Below are 17,484 nucleotides of genomic sequence, written 5' to 3' on the forward strand. Positions count from 1 at the left end.
CTCAGGCCTCCATTGCAGGTTCTTCGGGCCGGACACCGTCCGGGCGTGGTTCGTGGAAGCGTGCGTCCACGGGTTTGACCAACAGGGTGGCCACGAAGCCAACCACCAGCAGCGCCACCATGGTCAGCAGCCCGGGCTGGTACGACGCCGCATTCAGCTGGCCTGGCTTGCCTTGGGCGTCCAGGAAGGCATTGACGACGAGCGGTCCGGCGATGCCCGCCGCGGACCACGCGGTCAGGAGACGCCCGTGGATGGCGCCGACCTGGAAGGTGCCGAAAAGGTCCCGCAGGTACGCCGGGGCCGTGGAAAAACCGCCGCCGTAGAAGGAGATGATGAGGAAGGCGAGCGCCACGTAAAGCACGGTCGTGCTGGACCCGGCCAGTGCGAGCACCGTGTAGAGCACCGCGCCGACACCGAGGTACACCATGTAGATGCGCTTGCGGCCCGTCACGTCAGAAGTGGCGGACCAGGCGAAACGGCCGGCCATGTTGCCAATGGACAGCAGGCCGACAAACCCGGCGGCGACGCCGGCGCTGACCAGGGACACGCCGTCGGGCTTGCGGAAGAAGTCCTGGATCATGGGCGCGGCCTGTTCCAGGATGCCTATGCCTGCCGTCACATTGCAGAAGAGGGCAACCCATACGAGCCAGAACTGCCGGGTTTTGACCGCGTTGGAAGCCGAGACGTTGTCTGTGGTCACGAGTTTGGAGGTCTTGGCCTTGGCGGGGTCGAACCCGGCTGGCTTCCAGCCTTCAGCGGGCACCTTGATGGTGAAGGCGCCAAACAGCATGTAGGCCAGGTAGATGACTGCGAGGGTCAGGAAGAGCTTGCCCACCGAGTCGCCGCTGGCCACCCAGCCCTTGGCTCCGGAGTTGGGATCGTAGAGCTTGAGCAGCGCCGTGGAGACGGGGCTGGCGATCAGTGCGCCGCCGCCGAATCCCATGATGGCCATGCCCGTGGCCAGTCCGGGGCGGTCCGGGAACCACTTGATGAGCGTGGAGACCGGCGAGATGTACCCGATGCCCAAACCAATGCCGCCGACCACGCCGTAGCCCAAGTACACGAGCCACAACTGCCCGCTGAAGATGCCGAGCGAGCCGATCAGGAAGCCGCTGGCCCAGAAAACCGCGGAGGTGAACATCGCCTTGCGGGGGCCGTTCCTGTCCACCCAGGTGCCCATGATGGCGGCGGAAAGGCCCAGCATCACGATCGCGATGGAGAAGATCACGCCGATCTGGGTCAGACTGGCCCCGAAGTGCTTCACCAGCGCCGTCTTGTAGACGCTCGTCGCGTACGCCTGACCGATGCACAGGTGCACCGCGAGCGCGGCGGGCGGAACGAGCCAGCGGTTGAAGCCCGGCGGGGCGATAGTTCGTTCACGGTCAAGCCAGCCCATAATTGCTCCCCTTGCTTGTCGAGGACCTCGGTGTCCCAGTGGCATAGAGGCCAAGGCCCCCATCGGAGACCGTTGCCTCCGGCAATCATGGTCCAGATACTAAGCAAACATCCTATCTGTGCGCCGAACGGTAGCGATGGAGCGACAAGCGGTAGCGTGCTACTTCGCGAGCCCGGCTTTCCGCAGGGCCTCCGCCATGGCGGTGTTGACGGGGGCGGTGTTCCCCTGAACGGATTTGGGCAGGGCGGCTTTGGGTTGCGAAGCGTTGGGCTGCGCGGCTCTGTGCTGCGCATCGTTTGGGCGCGGCCCCTTGGCCTGTCGCGGGCGGTGCTGCTGGGAACCGTTCCGTGGCACGGGCCGCCCCGCGGGAGGCGCCGGCCGCTCGGCGGACGGTCCCTGGCGTCCCCCGGAAGGTGCCGGTTCGTCGTCGAGCCTCAGCGTCAGCGAGATGCGCTTCCGCTCCGGATCGGCCTCGAGCACCTTGACCCGGACCACCTGCCCGGACTTCACCACTTCGCGGGGGTCGGAGACGAAGCGGTTGGCCAAGGCAGATACGTGCACCAGCCCGTCCTGGTGAACACCGACGTCGACAAACGCACCAAACGCCGCCACGTTGGTCACGGTCCCCTCCAGGATCATGCCGGGCTTGAGGTCCGCAATCTTTTCGATGCCCTCCGAGAACGTTGCCGCTGCGAACGCCGGACGCGGGTCACGGCCCGGCTTCTCCAGCTCGGCGACAATGTCCCGCACGGTGGGCAGGCCGAAGGCGCCGCCCACAAAGTCCTGCAGGTTCAGGGCCGCGTAGTTTCCCCCAGACGGGAGTTTCGCCGCGGCCGCCATGATCTTCCGCGCCACGGGATAGGCCTCGGGGTGCACGCTGGACGCATCCAGCGGCTCCGCTCCCGCGGTGATCCGCAGGAAGCCGGCGCACTGTTCAAACGCCTTGGCGCCGAGCCGCGGGACCTTCTTCAGGTCGCTGCGCTTGTTGAACGGGCCGTGCTCGTTCCGGTACGCCACGATGTTCTCGCTCAACAGCGGCCCGACGCCGGCCACCCGGCTCAGCAGCGCGGGCGAGGCCGTGTTCACGTCCACGCCGACCGCGTTCACGCAGTCCTCCACGACGGCGTCGAGGCTGCGGTCCAGCTTGGCCGCCGTGACATCGTGCTGGTACTGCCCGACGCCGATCGACTTCGGCTCGATCTTCACGAGCTCGGCGAGCGGATCCTGCAGGCGCCGCGCGATGGAGACCGCCCCGCGCAGGGACACGTCCATGCCCGGCAGTTCCGCCGCGGCGAGCGCCGACGCCGAATACACCGAGGCGCCGGCCTCGGACACGACGAGCTTCTGGGGCGCAGGGGCGGACCCGGGCTGCCCCGAAAGCTGCTTGAGCAGCTCCGCGGCCAGCTTGTCGGTCTCCCTCGACGCCGTGCCGTTGCCGATCGCGACAAGCTCGACGCTGTGCTGCCGCGCCAGGCCCAGGAGCGTCCGCAGCGCCTCATCCCACTTCCGGGCGGGTGCGTGCGGATAGACGGTGTCCGTTGCCACGACCTTGCCGGTGCCGTCCACTACCGCGACTTTCACGCCGGTGCGCAACCCCGGATCCAGGCCGAGGGTGGCGCGGTTTCCTGCAGGTGCGGCCAGCAGCACGTCCCGCAGGTTGGCCGCGAACACGCGCACGGACTCGTCCTCTGCGGCGCTGAACATCCGGCTGCGCAGGTCGCCCGTCAGCCGGGCCAGCACCCGCGAGCGCCAGGCCTGCTGTGCCGTCTGGAGCAGCCAGGCGTCGGCGGGCCTGCCACGGTCGGAGACCCCGAGGAACCTGGCCACGGCGGCCTCGTAACGGCTGCGGGCGGCGTCGAGGGCGGCGTCGTCGGACGGTTCCGCCTCGGCGAGGTCCAGCTCCAGCACCCCGTCCTTTTCCCCGCGCAGCAGCGCCAGGACGCGGTGCGACGGCATGCCGGACGGCGCCTGGGAGAACTCGAAGTAGTCCTTGAACTTCTGGCCCTCGGCCTCCTTGCCCTTCTTCACCCGGGATACCATCCGCCCCTGGGTCCAGAGCCGTTCCCGGAGCGTCGCCGCGAGATCGGCGTCCTGCGCGACGCGCTCCACCAGGATGGAGCGGGCACCGGTGAGGGCCGCGGCCGCGTCACCGATCGAATGTTCTGCGTTCAGGTACTTGGCGGCTTCGCGCTCCGGCTCCAGCTCGGGCCGTTTCAGCAGGGCATCGGCGAGGGGCTCCAACCCGGCCTCGCGGGCGATCTGCGCTCTGGTCCGCCGTTTGGTTTTGAACGGCAGGTAGATGTCCTCCAGCCGCGACTTCGTGTCGGCGCCGACGACGGCGGCCTGCAGGTCCGGGGTCAGCTGGCCTTGGGCGGCGATCGCCTCGAGGATGGTCCGACGCCGGTCCTCGAGTTCGCGCAGGTAGCGCAGCCGTTCCTCCAGCTCGCGGAGCTGCGTGTCATCCAGCGTTCCGGTGGCTTCCTTGCGGTACCGGGCGATGAAGGGAACCGTGGACCCGGCGTCGAGCAAGTCCACCGCGGCCTTGACCTGCCAGGCCTGGACGCCGAGCTCGCCGGCAATCTGCCCGGCGATGCCGGACTCCTGGGTCTGCGGAGCCCGGGTCTTGGGGACCTGGGTCTTGGCGGACGGGGTCTTGGCGGGCGGAGTCCGGGGCGGCGGTGCGGAGGCTGAACTGGCGGGGCGCTGCGGGAGTTGGGTCACCCTGCCATTTTGCCCTACGGCATCATCCTGCCCTAGGCGGTGCCGCCACCCGGGCCCTGCTCCACATCCTGGACGACCTCATTGTGGCGGAGGAACCAGGGCTTGAACGGCGGGTCGAACCGGGCAAACCGCGGCGGCCCCCAGGCTGTCATGCCGGCCGCGGCGATGGCGTCCTGCAGCTCCTTATTGCGCTTCGCGAAGGCAGGCTTGGATCCGCTGCCGGAAAAGCGAAGGACGGCCGCAGTCGATCCCGGGACGGTCCGGATCTTGACCAGCGGGTCCGCGGGGACGGGGGCCGCGTCCTCGGTCATTCCGGCAGGGAGTACGAACGCGACCACGTACACGCCCTCCTCCGGTTCGCCGTCGCTCGTGGGGCCGCCATCCAACGGCCCGCGCTGGAGAACTGGCGCCGTCATCTGCACCTTCTGCGAGGAAGCGTTCCGGGACGGCGCGGCGCCCTGGACCACGGGCGCGGTCATCGCCAGCGACTGCCGGGCCGTGTTGTTGCCGCTGATGTAGTTGAAAAGGTGGCGGAAGGCGGCGTTGCCCGCACGGTCAAAGGACGCACTGACTTCTACTTCCGCCACCGTGTGCGCAGGGTAGCGCCGCAGCTCGAAGTCCGGGAATCGCTGCACAAGCTCGTAGGGCTGCTGTTCAGTCATCGTCTTCAGACGATACGCCCGGGGACCGACGAGGAACAGGGCCGGCCGGTGCCGGACGCGGGGTTGGAAGGGCGGCGGCCGCTGGCGGGACGGTGCGGGACGGCGTCGGGAGAGTGCGGGCGGGATTGTCGGAGGGCTTTGATAGCTTGGCAGTAAGTCATCAAAGGCAACGGCGCAGATAGCGGGGCACAGTGTTTCTCCTTGAACCGGAACTTCCGGGTTCCGCACCGGATCTGGTCTTCTCCGCAAGCGACCTCGTGGTGGCTGCGAGCTGTGAGTACCAACTGCTGCGCAAGCTCGACGAGAAGCTGGGCCGCTCCCCCAGAGCCGTCTTCGAGGAGGACGAAATGCTGGGGCGCACCGCAGCGCTAGGCGACGTCCATGAGCACAGAGTCCTGGACAAATTCCTGGACCAGTTCGGGGAGTGGAAGCCGGCCACGGGACGCGGCGTGTACGACGTCGTGCCGGCCGGAACGATGGACCGTGCCACTTTGCTGGCCAAGCACGCCGAGTCCATCGATGCCCTGCGCTCGGGCGCCGACGTCGTGTTCCAGGCTGCTTTCTTTGACGGCGTGTTCCATGGCCGCTCGGATTTCCTGGTGCGGCAGGAAAACGGCAGCTACGCCGTGTTCGACACCAAACTGGCTCGCCACGCGAAAGTAACCGCCCTTCTCCAGCTTGCCGCCTACGGGGACCAATTGCTGAAGGCGGGGATAACGCCGGATCCAGACGTCACGCTCGTCCTGGGCGCCACGGTGGCGACGGCCGACGGCGGATTCGACTACGTCCGCAGCAACCACAAACTTGCGGAAATCCTGCCCGTCTTCCGCGAGCGCCGCGACCGCCTCGTTGCCCTTACCGCCGCGCACCGGAACCAACCGGGGCCGGTGCGGTGGGGCGCTCCCGGCATCACGGCCTGCGGACGCTGCGATTACTGCCAGGAGCCTGTCAAGGCCACCGATGATCTGCTCTTGGTGGCGCGGATGAACTCGGCACAGCGCAAGGCACTCCACAAAGACGGCATTTTCACCGTCAAAGAACTGGCCGAAGCCCCACTTCCGGGAGCGAACGCCGCGCTGCTGCGGCTGCAGGACCAGGCCCGGATGCAAAGCGGTGTCGGCAGCGCAGACGGCAGCGTCCGGTACTTCAAGGACGGTGAAGACCACACCATCCGCTACCGTGTTGTCCCGCAAAACACACTTGCCGAGCTCCCTGAGCCCAGTAAGGGCGACATCTTCTTCGACTTCGAGGGCGACCCTTTGTGGCAGGAGAGCACCACCGGCGTCTGGGGGCTCGAGTATCTCTTCGGCGTGATCGAAGCACCCACCCGTCCGGGCGCCGAGGGCGTGTTCAAGCCGTTCTGGGCCCACAGCAGGCGGGCCGAGAAGCAGGCCTTCCTCGACTTCCTGGCCTACGTCGAGAAACGTCGCCAGGAATACCCGGACATGCACGTCTACCACTACGCCGCCTACGAGAAGACAGCGCTGCGGAAGCTCTCCGTCATGCATGTTGCCGGCGAGGACACCGTGGACCAGTGGTTGCGGGATGGTCTCCTGGTGGACCTCTACCAGACCGTCCGGAACAGCATCCGCATCTCCGAGAACTCCTACAGCATCAAGAAGCTCGAACCGCTTTACATGGGGACAAATTTGCGCTCCGGGGACGTGAAGGATGCCGGCGCGTCCGTGGTTGCCTACGCCCAGTACTGCGATGCCCGTGACGATGGCCGCGACGAAGGGGCCGCCGCCATCCTTGCCGGGATCGCCGACTACAACGAATACGACTGCCTGTCCACGCTGGAACTCCGGAACTGGCTGCTGGGGTTGGCCAGGGAGCGCGGGATCGGACCCGGCGGCCGCGGCCGCGCAGGGGTTGACGGGCGCGGTACGGGCGGCACGCGTGACCGTGGCGGCGCCGCTGACGGTGAACAGTCCGTTTCCGGCGCCGCCGGCACGGATCCGGTCCTCAGCCCGGCCGAACGGACGTTGGCGGAGTTCGCCGAGACTGACACGGGCCTTCCGGAGGCGGACCGGAAGGCGGTTGCGATGCTGGCGGCGGCCGTGAGCTATCACCGGCGCGAACGCAAGGCCTTCTGGTGGGCACATTTTGACCGCTGCGAGAACGGCCCGGACACGCACCAGCAGGACCGGAACGTCTTCCTCGTCGAGGAGGCGGAGGCCTTGGAAGGGTGGTGGAAGGACGGCGCCAAGCTTCCAGAACGCAGGGTCAAGCTGATCGGTACGGTGACTCCGGGCTCGGACCTTCGCGAGGGCAGCACCTGGTTCCGCATGTACGAGCCGCCGCTCCCCGCCGGACTTGAGGGCACGGGGATTGACGGTACCGGGCGGAACGGCTGGTTCGGGACCGAGATCCTTGAGCTTGGCCACGAAGACGGCAAGGACACAGTCATCATCCGGGACAAGCTTCGAAGGAACGTCGAGCCCTATTCGCAGTTGCCCGTGGCGCTGACCGAGGATCAGCCCATCCAGACGAAAAGCCTTGAAGATGCCCTCGCGCTCTTGGCCGACAACGTCGCGGCCGGGCTGCGTGCGGCGGGCGGGGCGGCGTTCCCGCGCCATCCCGCGCTGGACCTGGTGCGTCGGATACCGCCGCGGCTGTCAACGGGCCGGGCGTTGCCCGCACCCGGTGACGGTGAAGACCGCTTCATTGACGCCATCACCGAAGCCGTCGCAGCCCTGGACAGCTCTTACGTTGCAGTCCAGGGGCCGCCCGGGACCGGCAAGACCCATGTGGGCTCGCACGTCATCGCCCGGCTGGTGGCCCGCGGGTGGAAAGTCGGCGTCGTCGGCCAGTCCCATGCCGTCGTGGAAAACCTGCTGAAGACCGCGGTGACCAAGGCCGGGGTCGATCCCGGCCGGGTCGCCAAGGATGTGAAGCACCAGGAGCCACTGTCCTGGGACCAGCGTGCAGCTCAGGACGTCGCCCGGCTGCTCGGCTCCCCCGGTGGAGCCCTGGTGGGCGGCACTGCGTGGACGATGACCGGCGCCACCGTGCCGCCCGGTTCGCTGGACCTGCTGGTGATTGACGAGGCCGGCCAGTTCTCCCTGGCCAACACCTTGGCCGTGGCGCAGGCCAGCAGCCGTCTGCTGTTGCTCGGTGACCCCCAGCAATTGCCGCAGGTCAGCCAGGGCTCGCACCCTGAACCTGTCGACGAGTCGGCCCTAGGCTGGATTTCGTCCGGCCACGCCACGTTGCCGCCCGAGCTCGGCTATTTCCTAGCGGACTCATGGCGGATGACGTCCGAGTTGTGCCGGGCAGTGTCCGATCTTTCGTATGAGAACCGGCTGCATTCAGCTCCGGCCGCTGACCGCCGGCGACTGGATGGTGTGCCTGCGGGCATCGAAACAGTCCTCGTCGAGCACAGCGGCAATATCACCCGCTCCCCCGAAGAGGCGGCCGAGGTCGTCCGGCAAGTGCGGCGACACCTGGGCCTCGCGTGGCATACCGAACATGGCACCCGCCCGCTCGAAGCTGCCGACGTGCTCGTGGTGGCCGCGTACAACGCCCAGGTCAACCTGATCCGCGACGCCCTGGACCGGGCCGCGTTGTCGAAGGTCCGGGTGGGCACCGTCGACAAGTTCCAGGGGCAGGAAGCCGTCGTAGTAATCGTGTCCATGGCGTGCTCAGCCGTGTCCGAAGCGCCGAGAGGCATGGAGTTCCTGCTCTCACGCAACAGGATCAACGTCGCAGTCTCCCGCGGTCAGTGGCGCGCCGTGATTGTCCGCGCTCCCGAACTGACGAACTACCTGCCCACGCATCCCGAGGGCCTGGAGCAGCTGGGCGGGTTCATCGGCCTGTGCCAGAGGTCGGCACCGCCCAACGGCTAAGGCCTGTCTTACTCCCAGCGCCAGGGGCATGCCCATTTTCCGGGCGCAGCGGGCCCTAGATCGGGGAGCATACCCATTTTCCGGGTGCAGCCGGCTCCAGAACAGGGAGCATGCTCATTTTCCGAACTCCGCTCCGGGGGACATGCCCATTCCTAGCCTCAAAAGATGGGCAAAATGGCATTCTGCCCACTGTTCGTGGCTGGCGAGGGACATGTCCAGCGGTGGGGTCCGCGCGGCGGGATCCTAGGTCCGGCGGGCGACGTCAGCGGCAGCGGAAGAGGCAGCGTCCGTCGCGGGGAAGGCCTCCGCCAGCAGGAGTGCTTCATCCAGCACCGCTCCGAAGTTCGCCGGATCGTGGGCGAACCGGCCCAGGAAGAGACCAGAGACGCCGTCGAGCACCGGCAGGAGCCCTGGCTTGGCCGAACCCCCGTAAATGACCCGCAGCCCAGGCACTCCCGCGGCGGCGAGGTGGCCCTGGAGCTGCCGCACGACGTCGCACACGTACCCGGGGGCCGCGGGCTCCGCCGCACCGATGGCCCAGACGGGTTCGTACGCGATGACCAGCCCGGCGGCGAGGTTCCAGTCGCCGCCGACCGCCGACTCGATCTGGCGGTACACAAAGTCCGCTGCCGCCGCCGGCTCGCTCGACTCGGGCTCGCCCACGCACAGCAACGGCGTGAGCCCGGCGTCATTGGCGGCCCGGATTTTGCGCGCAATCATGGCTTCGTCTTCGCCAAAGTGACGCCGGCGCTCGGCGTGGCCGATTTCCACGAGCCGGACCCCGAGCTCCGCGAGCATGGACGGGGAAACCTCCCCCGTCCAGGGGCCGTCCGCCCAGCCGCAGTTCTGAGCACCCAGCAGAACCCCCGAACCGGCCAGCAGCCGGGCGGCGGCGGGCAGTACAGGAAACGAGGGAATGAAAAACGGGACAACCCGCCCGGCCGTGAGGGCCGGACGGGCGTCCACTTCGTGCCGCAGCCGCTCCAGCCAGTCCAGGCTGTCCTGGTATCCCAGGTACATTTTGGTGCTGACACCCACCAGGATGCTGCCGCTGGTGGTCCGGCCGGGGTGGTGCTGCTGCGACATCGTTGGTGCTTTCCGCTTGATCCAGTTGAAGGGCGCTGGGAGGCTTTAGTCTTCCAGCAGCTCATCCGCCTTGTTGCGGAACTTCTTCGTGGCAAACATCATGATGGCCGCGAGGAACGGGAGCACGCCCAGGGCAAAGATGCCTGCGGAGCCGGTGGAGTCCGCCGCCATCTGGTTGACGCTGGTGCGCATGATCGGCGCGACGAAGCCGCCGAGGTTTCCGAGCGAGTTGATCAGGCCGATTCCCGCGGCGGCGGCCGTTCCGGTGAGGAACGCCGTCGGGTAAGACCACGCGATAGGGCCGATGGAAAGGAAGCTGCACACGGCAAGGGTGATGAAGATGATACCGAGTGCGGGGAGGTGGTTGGTGCCGGCCCATGCGGAGACGAAGATGCAGAGGCCGGTGGAGATGAACAGCCCGGTGCCCCAGACGCGGCGGCGGACCAAAGTGTTGGCGGCCTTGCCGATGAAGTAGCAGGCAAAGATGCCGAAGAACCACGGGATGGCTGCCATCAGGCCGACGGCGAGGCCCACCTTCTGGCCGGTCAGCTGCGCCACCTGCTGCGGGAGATAGAACGTCACACCGTAGACAGCGATCTGCAGGCAGAAGTAGATGACAGTGAAGTACCAGACCTTGCCGTTCTTCATGGCGGCCAAGACGCCGCGCGGGCCGGACTCTTCCTTGACAGTGTCCTCCAGCGCCATGACCTCCAGGAGAGCGCTCTTCTCGTCCTTCTTCAAGAACTTGGCGTCCTGTGGGCTGTTGATCAGGAAGAAGTAGGCGGCGACACCGGCGATTACCGCCAGCACGCCTTCGACGAAGAACATGACCTGCCAGCCCTCGACTCCGGGCACCTGGTCGCCGATGTTGATCAGCCAGCCGGACAGCGGGGCGCCCATCATCTGGGAGAACGGCTGGGCCAGGTAGAAGATGGCGAACATCTTGACGCGGACCTTGTTGGGGAACCATGCCGCCAGGAACATGATCACGCCCGGGAACAGGCCGGCCTCGGTGACACCCAGCAGGAACCGCAGGACGATGAACGACGTCTCGCCCTGGACGAACGCGAAGCAGGCGGACACGATGCCCCAGGTGATGGCGATGCGGGCCAACCACACCTTCGCCCCGAACTTGGTCAGGAGCAGGTTGCTCGGGATTTCGAAAAGGGCGTAGCCGATGAAGAAGATCCCGGCGCCGAGGGCGAAGGCTCCGGCGCTAATGCCCTTGTCCACGCCAAGGGCCGCCTCGGAAAAGCCCACGTTGGTGCGGTCCAGGAACGCGACCACATAAAGGATCACCAGCATGGGCATAAGCCGGCGGGAGGCTTTGGAAATAGCCGATTTAAGGACCGGCGAATCCAACAGCTCCTTGGTGGATGTTGTTGTTACGGACATAAAAACTCCTCGTCGAGCAATCAGTGGTGTAACGCGGTGGGGTGAACCAGTTGCGTGGAGAAAGGCCGGATGCCGCTAAGCCGGATCCGGCCGGGAGAACGTGTCTAGCGTGATAAAGCCATCATCATGATCCCGGCCAGGCAGGCCAGGATCCCGACGGCGAGGTAGATCTTCCGGCCCTTGCTCCAGGACCCGAATCCGGAGGCTGCGGGCGGTTGGCTGCGTTGTGCCACGGTGCTTCTTCCTTAGTGCATGTAGAGTCCGCCATCCACATTCAGCGTCTGGCCGGAGATGTAGCCGGCGTCCTCGCTGATGAGGAAGGCGATGGCGGCCGCGATGTCCCGGGTGGACCCCACCCGGTTCACCACGAGGTCCTTGGTGAGGTCGTCCTTGCGTTCCTGGCTCAGGGTGCCGCCCATGATGTCAGTGTCGATGGGGCCCGGGGAGATGGCGTTGACGGTGATGTCGTATTCGCCGAGCTCGCGGGCGGTGGAGCGGGTCAGCCCGATCACGCCGGCCTTGGCCACCGAGTACGGCGTCTTGGAGTAGGTGCCGCCGCCGCGCTGGGCGGAGACGGAGGAGATGTTCACGATGCGGCCGATTCGGTTCTTGACCATGGATTCGGCGACGCGGCGTGTGGCGTAGTGGACGCCGTTGAGGTTGATGCTGAGGACCCGGTCCCACTCGGCCGCGTCGAGTTCGAGGTACGGGACGGGGGAACTGACGCCGGCCACGTTGGCCAGGGCCACGATCTGCGGCAATTCGGCCTCGATAGCGTCGATTGCCGCCCGGACTGAGCTTTCGTCGGACACGTTGGCGCCGGCGCCGAACGCCTTGACGCCGTGCTCGGCGGCCAGTTCCTTGGCCGCCGCCTTGCAGCGTGCGTCATCGAGGTCGATGATGCCGATGTTCCAGCCCTGTGCGGCGAGGTAGTTGGCGGTGGCGCGGCCGATGCCGCGCTCGGACACGGCACCGGTGATGATGGCGGTGCGTTCTGCGGGGAAAGTGCTCATGGAGTTGCTCCTGAAAGTATGAAAGTGGCGGGGATCAGTTGATGGGGGCGGGGCCGAGCTCGTCAATGAGCTTCTGCATGGCCACGTACGCCTTGTTCCGGTAGGCGATGAGCTCGGGTGTGCGCTCGGCGGGGACGTTGAGGAAACCTGCACCGGTCTTGGTGCCCAGCTTCCCGGCGTCGACGAGATCGCTGAGGATCTTTGGCGTCGCAAAGCGCTCCGGGAATTCCGTCTGCAGCGACTTGTAGCAGAAGTTGTAGACGTCCAGCCCTGCCATGTCGGCGATGGCGAACGGTCCGAAGAACGGCAGCCTGAAGCCGAAGGTGGTGCGGACCAGCGTGTCGATATCCGCCGCCGTCGCGATCTCCTGCTCCACCAGCTGGGCTGCCTCGTGGAACAAGGCGTACTGGAGCCGGTTGAGCACGAAGCCTGTGACGTCTTTGACGACGGCGGTCTGCTTGCCGGCGGCGTGGACCAGTTCGCACACGGCGCCCACCGTGGCCGCCGAGGTGCCGGCGTGGGGGATGACTTCCACGCCCGGGATAAACGGTGACGGGTTGGAGAAGTGCACGCCCAGGAACCGCTCCGGATGGGCGACGGGCTCGGACAGCTCCGCGATGGAGATGGTGGAGGTGTTGGAGCCGATGATGGCGTCCGGGCGGGCGGCAGCGCTGATGCGCGCCAGCGTCTGGTGCTTGATCGCAATGACCTCGGGGACGGCTTCTTCGATGAAGTCGGCGTCTGCCACTGCTTCCTCGATGTCCTTGGCCGCCCAGAGGTTCTCCTTCAGGATGGCGGTGGAGCCTTGCGGGAAGAGCCCGGCGGCGACGAATTCGTCGGATTCGGCCAGCAGCCGCTCGTAGTTTTTTTGCGCCACGTCGGCGGACACGTCCGCCAGGGCGACCCGGGCACCGCCGAGCGCCAGGACCTGCGCGATCCCGCCGCCCATGTATCCGGAGCCGACGACGGCGATCTTGCGGGCGGCGTTAGTGGCGGCTGCGGTATTTGTTGATTCGGTCATGGTCAGACTGCCTTCGTGTATTCGGGCTCGTAGGAGCAGATGGCGTCCACCTTGGCGGCGGAGGAAGAGGTTTCGTCGAAGCGGTGGCCCAACCATTCGCTGACGAGTTTCTTGGCGAGTTCCAGGCCGATGACGCGCTGCCCGAGCGTGAGGACCTGGGCGTTGTTGCTGAGCACGGACCGCTCCACAGAGTAGCTGTCGTGTGCGGTGACGGCGCGGATGCCGGGGACTTTGTTGGCGGCGATGGCTACCCCCAGGCCGGTGCCGCAAATCAGCAGGGCACGGTCGGCGTCCCCCTCGGCCACCTTACGGGCGGCCTCAACGGCGACGTGCGGGTATGCGGTGGAGTCATTGGCGCCGACGCCGATGTCCTGCACGGACGCGACGCGGGGATCCGCTTCGAGCAGTGCCTTGAGTGCGCTCTTGTATTCGACGCCGGCTTCGTCGTTTCCGACGACGATGCGCCAGCCTGCTGCTGTGCTCATGCCTGTGCTCCTTGCTGGGCCGGTTCGGGGTTAGCGAGCCGGCTGTCGGTGTGTGCGGAAATCCTTGCTGCGATGAGGGCGAATGAAACTGCTCCCGGGTCGGGATGTCCCAGGCTCTTTTCGGCGAGCGGCCGGGCACGACCCTTCAGGGGGCGAAGTTTGGCGGTGGCGTCCGCGGCGGTCCGGGCGGCGGCGGCGGCCGCGGCGAGCGCTTCGGCCACGGTAGCGCCGTCGTCGGACGCCGTGAGGAAGGTATCCCTGAAGGGCAGCAAGGCGTCCACCATGGTTTTATCCCCCGGTTCCGCCTTGCCGAGTTCGGTGATCGCACCGACGAAAGCGGTGATCGTGGCTGCCGCGTCCTCGCCGCTGTAGCTGTCCCGATTTCCCAGGGCCAGTCCTGCAGCGATGACCGCCGATCCCCAGAGCGCGCCGGAGGTACCGCCGGCGCGTTCGCTCCAGGCCTCCCCGGCGGACGCCAGGACGCGCGCGGCCGATGCGCCGCCGTCGCCCGCGGCCGCCCGCTCAGCGGCTGCGACCGCCGCGTCGACGCCGCGCCGCATCCCGATGCCGTGATCGCCGTCGCCGGCGATCGCGTCCAGCCGGCCCAGTTCGTCCTCGTGCTCGACGACGACGTCCCGCACCTGACGGAGCATGGCGGCTGCCTGCCGTCCGAGTTCTGCCGCGGCGGCGGTGGGGCGTTCGACGTCGGACGCTGCTTCCGCGTCCGCAACGGCCAGCTGGCGGAGGGCACGCGGTGCCAGGTTGCCCTTGCGGAATGCCGGGGTGTCTGCCGGGGCCGCCCAGTACCGCTCAAGTTCGTCGTCGAGCCAGAGCAGGGTCAGGGAAAGCCCGGACATGTCCAGGCTGGTGACGAGCTCGCCGCATTCCGGTTCCACCACGGTGAGTCCGGCCGCGAGGAGGAGCTTTTCGATTTTTCCGAACAGCAGGAACAGCTCGTCATACTTGACTGTGCCGAGGCCGTTGACGATCGCCACGACCCGGCTGCCGGCGTCGTGCGGCTTGTCGGCGAGCAGTTTGGTGACCAGAAGTTCGGCGAGTTCAGAGGCGGTGGGCATCGGGTGCTCGGAGATCCCCGGTTCGCCGTGGATGCCCAGGCCCAGCGACATCTGTCCCGCGGGTACGGAAAACAGCGGGGCGTCGGCGCCCGGCAGGGTGCACCCGTCGAAGGCCACCCCCAGCGACCGGGTGCGGTAGTTCGTCCGGATGGCGAGCCGTTCAACGGTGTCCAGGTCCAAGCCGGCCTCGGCGGCGGCGCCCGCGATTTTGAAGACCGTCAGGTCGCCGGCGATTCCGCGGCGCTTCTCGATCTGGTCGAGCGGGGCGCTGGCGATGTCGTCCGTGACCAGGACAGTGCGGGTTTCGATGCCTTCCGCGTTGAGGCGGAGCTGGGCCTGGCCGAAGTGCAGGACGTCTCCGGCGTAGTTGCCGTAGCTAAGCAGCACCCCTCCGCCGGCGCTGGCGGCCCTGGCCACCCGGTAGACCTGGCCGGCGGCCGGGGATGCGAACATGTTGCCGCAGGCCGAGGCCGCGGCGAGTCCGGGTCCCACGAGTCCGGCGAAGGCCGGGTAGTGGCCGGACCCGCCGCCGACCACGAGTGCCACCTGCCCGGCCGGTACCTCGGTGGAGCGGACGACGCCGCCGTCCACGCGGGCAACGTACCCGCGGTTGGCTGCCACAAAGCCGTCCAACGCTTCATCCGCAAAGTCAGCGGGGTTGTCGAAGATCTGGGTCATGGTTCCTCATTGAATCCGTGGTGGGAAGTATTGCTGCGGTGGAGCTGGATGGTGCGGCCGCCCCCAAATAGCTTGACGGCCGCACCAAGCGCCGAGTCAGACGCTGGCGAGTTCCGCAGTGGCGGGCTTCTGCCGGCCCTGTGCAACCTGGCTCTGGCCGAGGGTATAGCCGTCGGTCCTGGGCAGGATCCGGCGTCGGAGGTAGTCCTGGTTGCTAGCCGTCACGCTGAGACCGTCGCCGCCGTAGTGCTCGGTGCAGAGGATGCCCTGGAAACCGACCGACAGGGCGATCCGGAAGGCCTCGCGATAGTTGATCAGGCCGCTTTCCATCGGGGCGGGCATTGCCACGTAGCTGTCGCGGGCCACGTCCTCATCGCGGATGTAGTTCTTCATGTGCCAGTAGTTGGAGTACGGGAGGGTCTTGGCCACCATCTCGCGCCAGTCCTCGATCGGGCGGTGGACCCGGATCAGGTTGCCCAGATCGGGGTTCAGGCCAACGTTGTCCAGTCCGATGTCCTGGACCAGCTGGACGGACGAATCCGCGGTGCCCAGATACGTGTCCTCGTACATTTCGAGCGAGAGGAGGATCCCGGCCTCCGCTGCGTGCCGGCCGAGTTCCCGGAGGCGGGTGACGGCCTTGCCCCAGGTCTCTTTGTCCCCCACCGGGTCTTTGTGTCCTTCGACGGTCCAGAACCAGAGTTGCTTCTGCTGCTCGGGGGTGAGGGCCTGGTGCAGTCCTAAGGAGACCACCTCGCAGCCCAGTTCGGCGGCGGCGTCGATCGTGCGGTGACTGTACGCCAGATTGGCTTCCCAGTTCCGCTCCTCGATGACACTGCGGCGGATCGCGGAGATGACGGGGATGCCTATGCCGACGTTCTCTGCGGTCTCCTTGAATTCTGCGAGACGGGCGGAGCTCAGGTCGCCCGGACGCACCCAGCTGTCCGTGAGGTCCGCGTTGGTGAAGCCGGCATCCTTGACCTCCTGAAGCACAGCGGCCCAGGCCGCCGCGTCGGCGTCGTTGATCTCGGTTCCCGTGGCATCGACGCCGGGGAACTGCAGCAGGGCTGCGGTGATCGGCCAGTTCTCGGCTATATAGGCCATGGTTCACTCCTTGTGGAATCCTGTTTCCTATAGGATTTACTATCAAAGGAGTGTTGTCAAGATCACATTGCGGAAACCGGCGGGAATCGAAGATCCTACAGGGAGCCGTCGCGGCGCGGACGAGTCCCCCGTGCATCCCTAAGGGGAACGCTTGCGGACTGCGCAGACGGAGGGCGAATCCGGCCCTCGGTCAGCCCGCGGGGGCGTCGGCGATGGCGCGGCCACGCACCTTTTGCACGTGATCGGCCATGGCAAGTGCTGCCTTTTCCGGGTCACCGGAGACGAAGGCATCCAGGACGGACTGGTGCTCGGCAATGGCAAACTCGGCGTCGGTGATGCCCACGCCCCCGAAGAGTCGGAAGCGCTGCACCTGTCCTCCGAGGGCCGCGTAGGCGGCAACCATGAACTGGTTGCCGGTAAATTCCGCGATCAGCCGGTGAAACCTCTCGTCCGCTTCCAAGTAGTCGCGATATTCGGCAAACGACGGACCTCGCGGCGCTGTTTTGAGGTCGGCGACTGCCCGCCCCAGCTCGGCGAGGTGCTCTGGGGTCAACTGGGCGCACGCGAGACGGGCATTGACGGGCTCAATCGCCAGGCGTGCCTCCATGAGCTCAGCAAAGTCTTCCCGGGTGAAGACGGGCGCGACCCGGTAGCCCTTGAGTGCCACGCGGCGCACCATTCCGGTGTGTTCCAACCGGGCGAGCGCTTCCCGTACCGGCGTCGGTGACACATCGAGTTCCCTGGCGGTGCCGTCGATACTCACCACCGCCCCGGGTTCGAGCCGACCATCCATGAGCGAGGCCAGAAGCTCCTCGTAGACGTGATCAGCCAGGACCTGGCGGCTGACGGTTCGGCCTGCGGCGCGGATCTTAGGCAGGTGCCCGGAAGCTGGTTGCATGTTCAAATCCTATAGGACTGGCCGAAGCGGAGGTCCTCCGGCCCGAACTCCGGACATGCTCATTCTTCGTCCCCGCGCCCGGGCAGGCGCCAAGGACATGCTCA

At 67.0% G+C, this 17,484-nt stretch carries 13 protein-coding genes; 1 reads left to right on the forward strand and 12 read right to left on the reverse strand.

The window, feature by feature from the left end:
• Position 1: 1 nt before the first annotated feature.
• From AC1DES_RS05250 to AC1DES_RS05260, 3 genes are all read right to left on the reverse strand, one after another.
• On the reverse strand, positions 2–1,396 hold the full coding sequence (locus AC1DES_RS05250; RefSeq protein WP_476894631.1) for an OFA family MFS transporter: 1,395 nt from the start codon (positions 1,394–1,396) through the stop codon (positions 2–4).
• Positions 1,397–1,555: 159 nt separating this feature from the next.
• Positions 1,556–3,988: a Tex family protein gene (locus AC1DES_RS05255; protein WP_476894786.1), complete on the reverse strand. Its 2,433-nt coding sequence runs from the start codon at positions 3,986–3,988 to the stop codon at positions 1,556–1,558.
• A gap of 161 nt (positions 3,989–4,149) precedes the next feature.
• Positions 4,150–4,779 (reverse strand): SOUL family heme-binding protein, encoded by a 630-nt coding sequence (locus tag AC1DES_RS05260; protein ID WP_476894632.1) that lies wholly within the window; start codon positions 4,777–4,779, stop codon positions 4,150–4,152.
• A 191-nt stretch (positions 4,780–4,970) separates the two neighbouring features.
• On the opposite strand from AC1DES_RS05260, the gene AC1DES_RS05265 reads away from it, so the two are divergent.
• A complete protein-coding gene (locus tag AC1DES_RS05265; protein WP_476894633.1) occupies positions 4,971–8,627 on the forward strand; it encodes a TM0106 family RecB-like putative nuclease in 3,657 nt (1,218 codons plus the stop codon).
• 243 nt (positions 8,628–8,870) lie between these two features.
• Here the strand turns inward: AC1DES_RS05265 and AC1DES_RS05270 are convergent, their stop codons facing one another.
• The 9 genes from AC1DES_RS05270 to AC1DES_RS05310 all read right to left on the reverse strand — a co-directional run bounded on the left by AC1DES_RS05270 (position 8,871) and on the right by AC1DES_RS05310 (position 17,380).
• Positions 8,871–9,713 carry a triose-phosphate isomerase family protein gene (locus AC1DES_RS05270; RefSeq protein ID WP_476894634.1) on the reverse strand — a complete coding sequence of 281 codons (843 nt, stop codon included), beginning with the start codon at positions 9,711–9,713 and terminating at the stop codon, positions 8,871–8,873.
• Positions 9,714–9,758: 45 nt separating this feature from the next.
• On the reverse strand, positions 9,759–11,108 hold the full coding sequence (locus AC1DES_RS05275; RefSeq protein ID WP_476894635.1) for an MFS transporter: 1,350 nt from the start codon (positions 11,106–11,108) through the stop codon (positions 9,759–9,761).
• Between the two features lie 104 nt (positions 11,109–11,212).
• Entirely contained in the window at positions 11,213–11,341 is a 129-nt protein-coding gene (locus AC1DES_RS05280; protein ID WP_476894636.1) for a hypothetical protein, read from the reverse strand.
• A gap of 12 nt (positions 11,342–11,353) precedes the next feature.
• Complete coding sequence (locus AC1DES_RS05285; RefSeq protein WP_476894637.1) at positions 11,354–12,121, reverse strand: SDR family NAD(P)-dependent oxidoreductase; 768 nt, start codon at positions 12,119–12,121, stop codon at positions 11,354–11,356.
• 34 nt (positions 12,122–12,155) lie between these two features.
• On the reverse strand, positions 12,156–13,142 hold the full coding sequence (locus AC1DES_RS05290) for a 3-hydroxyacyl-CoA dehydrogenase family protein (protein WP_476894638.1): 987 nt from the start codon (positions 13,140–13,142) through the stop codon (positions 12,156–12,158).
• A 2-nt stretch (positions 13,143–13,144) separates the two neighbouring features.
• Positions 13,145–13,627, reverse strand: a complete 483-nt coding sequence (locus tag AC1DES_RS05295) for a ribose-5-phosphate isomerase (RefSeq protein ID WP_476894639.1) — start codon at positions 13,625–13,627, stop codon at positions 13,145–13,147.
• Positions 13,624–15,381 carry a dihydroxyacetone kinase subunit DhaL gene (gene dhaL / locus AC1DES_RS05300; RefSeq protein WP_476894640.1) on the reverse strand — a complete coding sequence of 586 codons (1,758 nt, stop codon included), beginning with the start codon at positions 15,379–15,381 and terminating at the stop codon, positions 13,624–13,626. The genes AC1DES_RS05295 and dhaL overlap by 4 nt, the downstream gene beginning before the upstream one ends.
• A 96-nt stretch (positions 15,382–15,477) precedes the next feature.
• Positions 15,478–16,482, reverse strand: a complete 1,005-nt coding sequence (locus tag AC1DES_RS05305) for a sugar phosphate isomerase/epimerase family protein (RefSeq protein WP_476894641.1) — start codon at positions 16,480–16,482, stop codon at positions 15,478–15,480.
• 190 nt (positions 16,483–16,672) lie between these two features.
• Complete coding sequence (locus AC1DES_RS05310; RefSeq protein WP_476894642.1) at positions 16,673–17,380, reverse strand: GntR family transcriptional regulator; 708 nt, start codon at positions 17,378–17,380, stop codon at positions 16,673–16,675.
• Between the last annotated feature and the right edge of the window lie 104 nt (positions 17,381–17,484).

The organism is Arthrobacter sp. 05T442 (genome assembly GCF_056395945.1).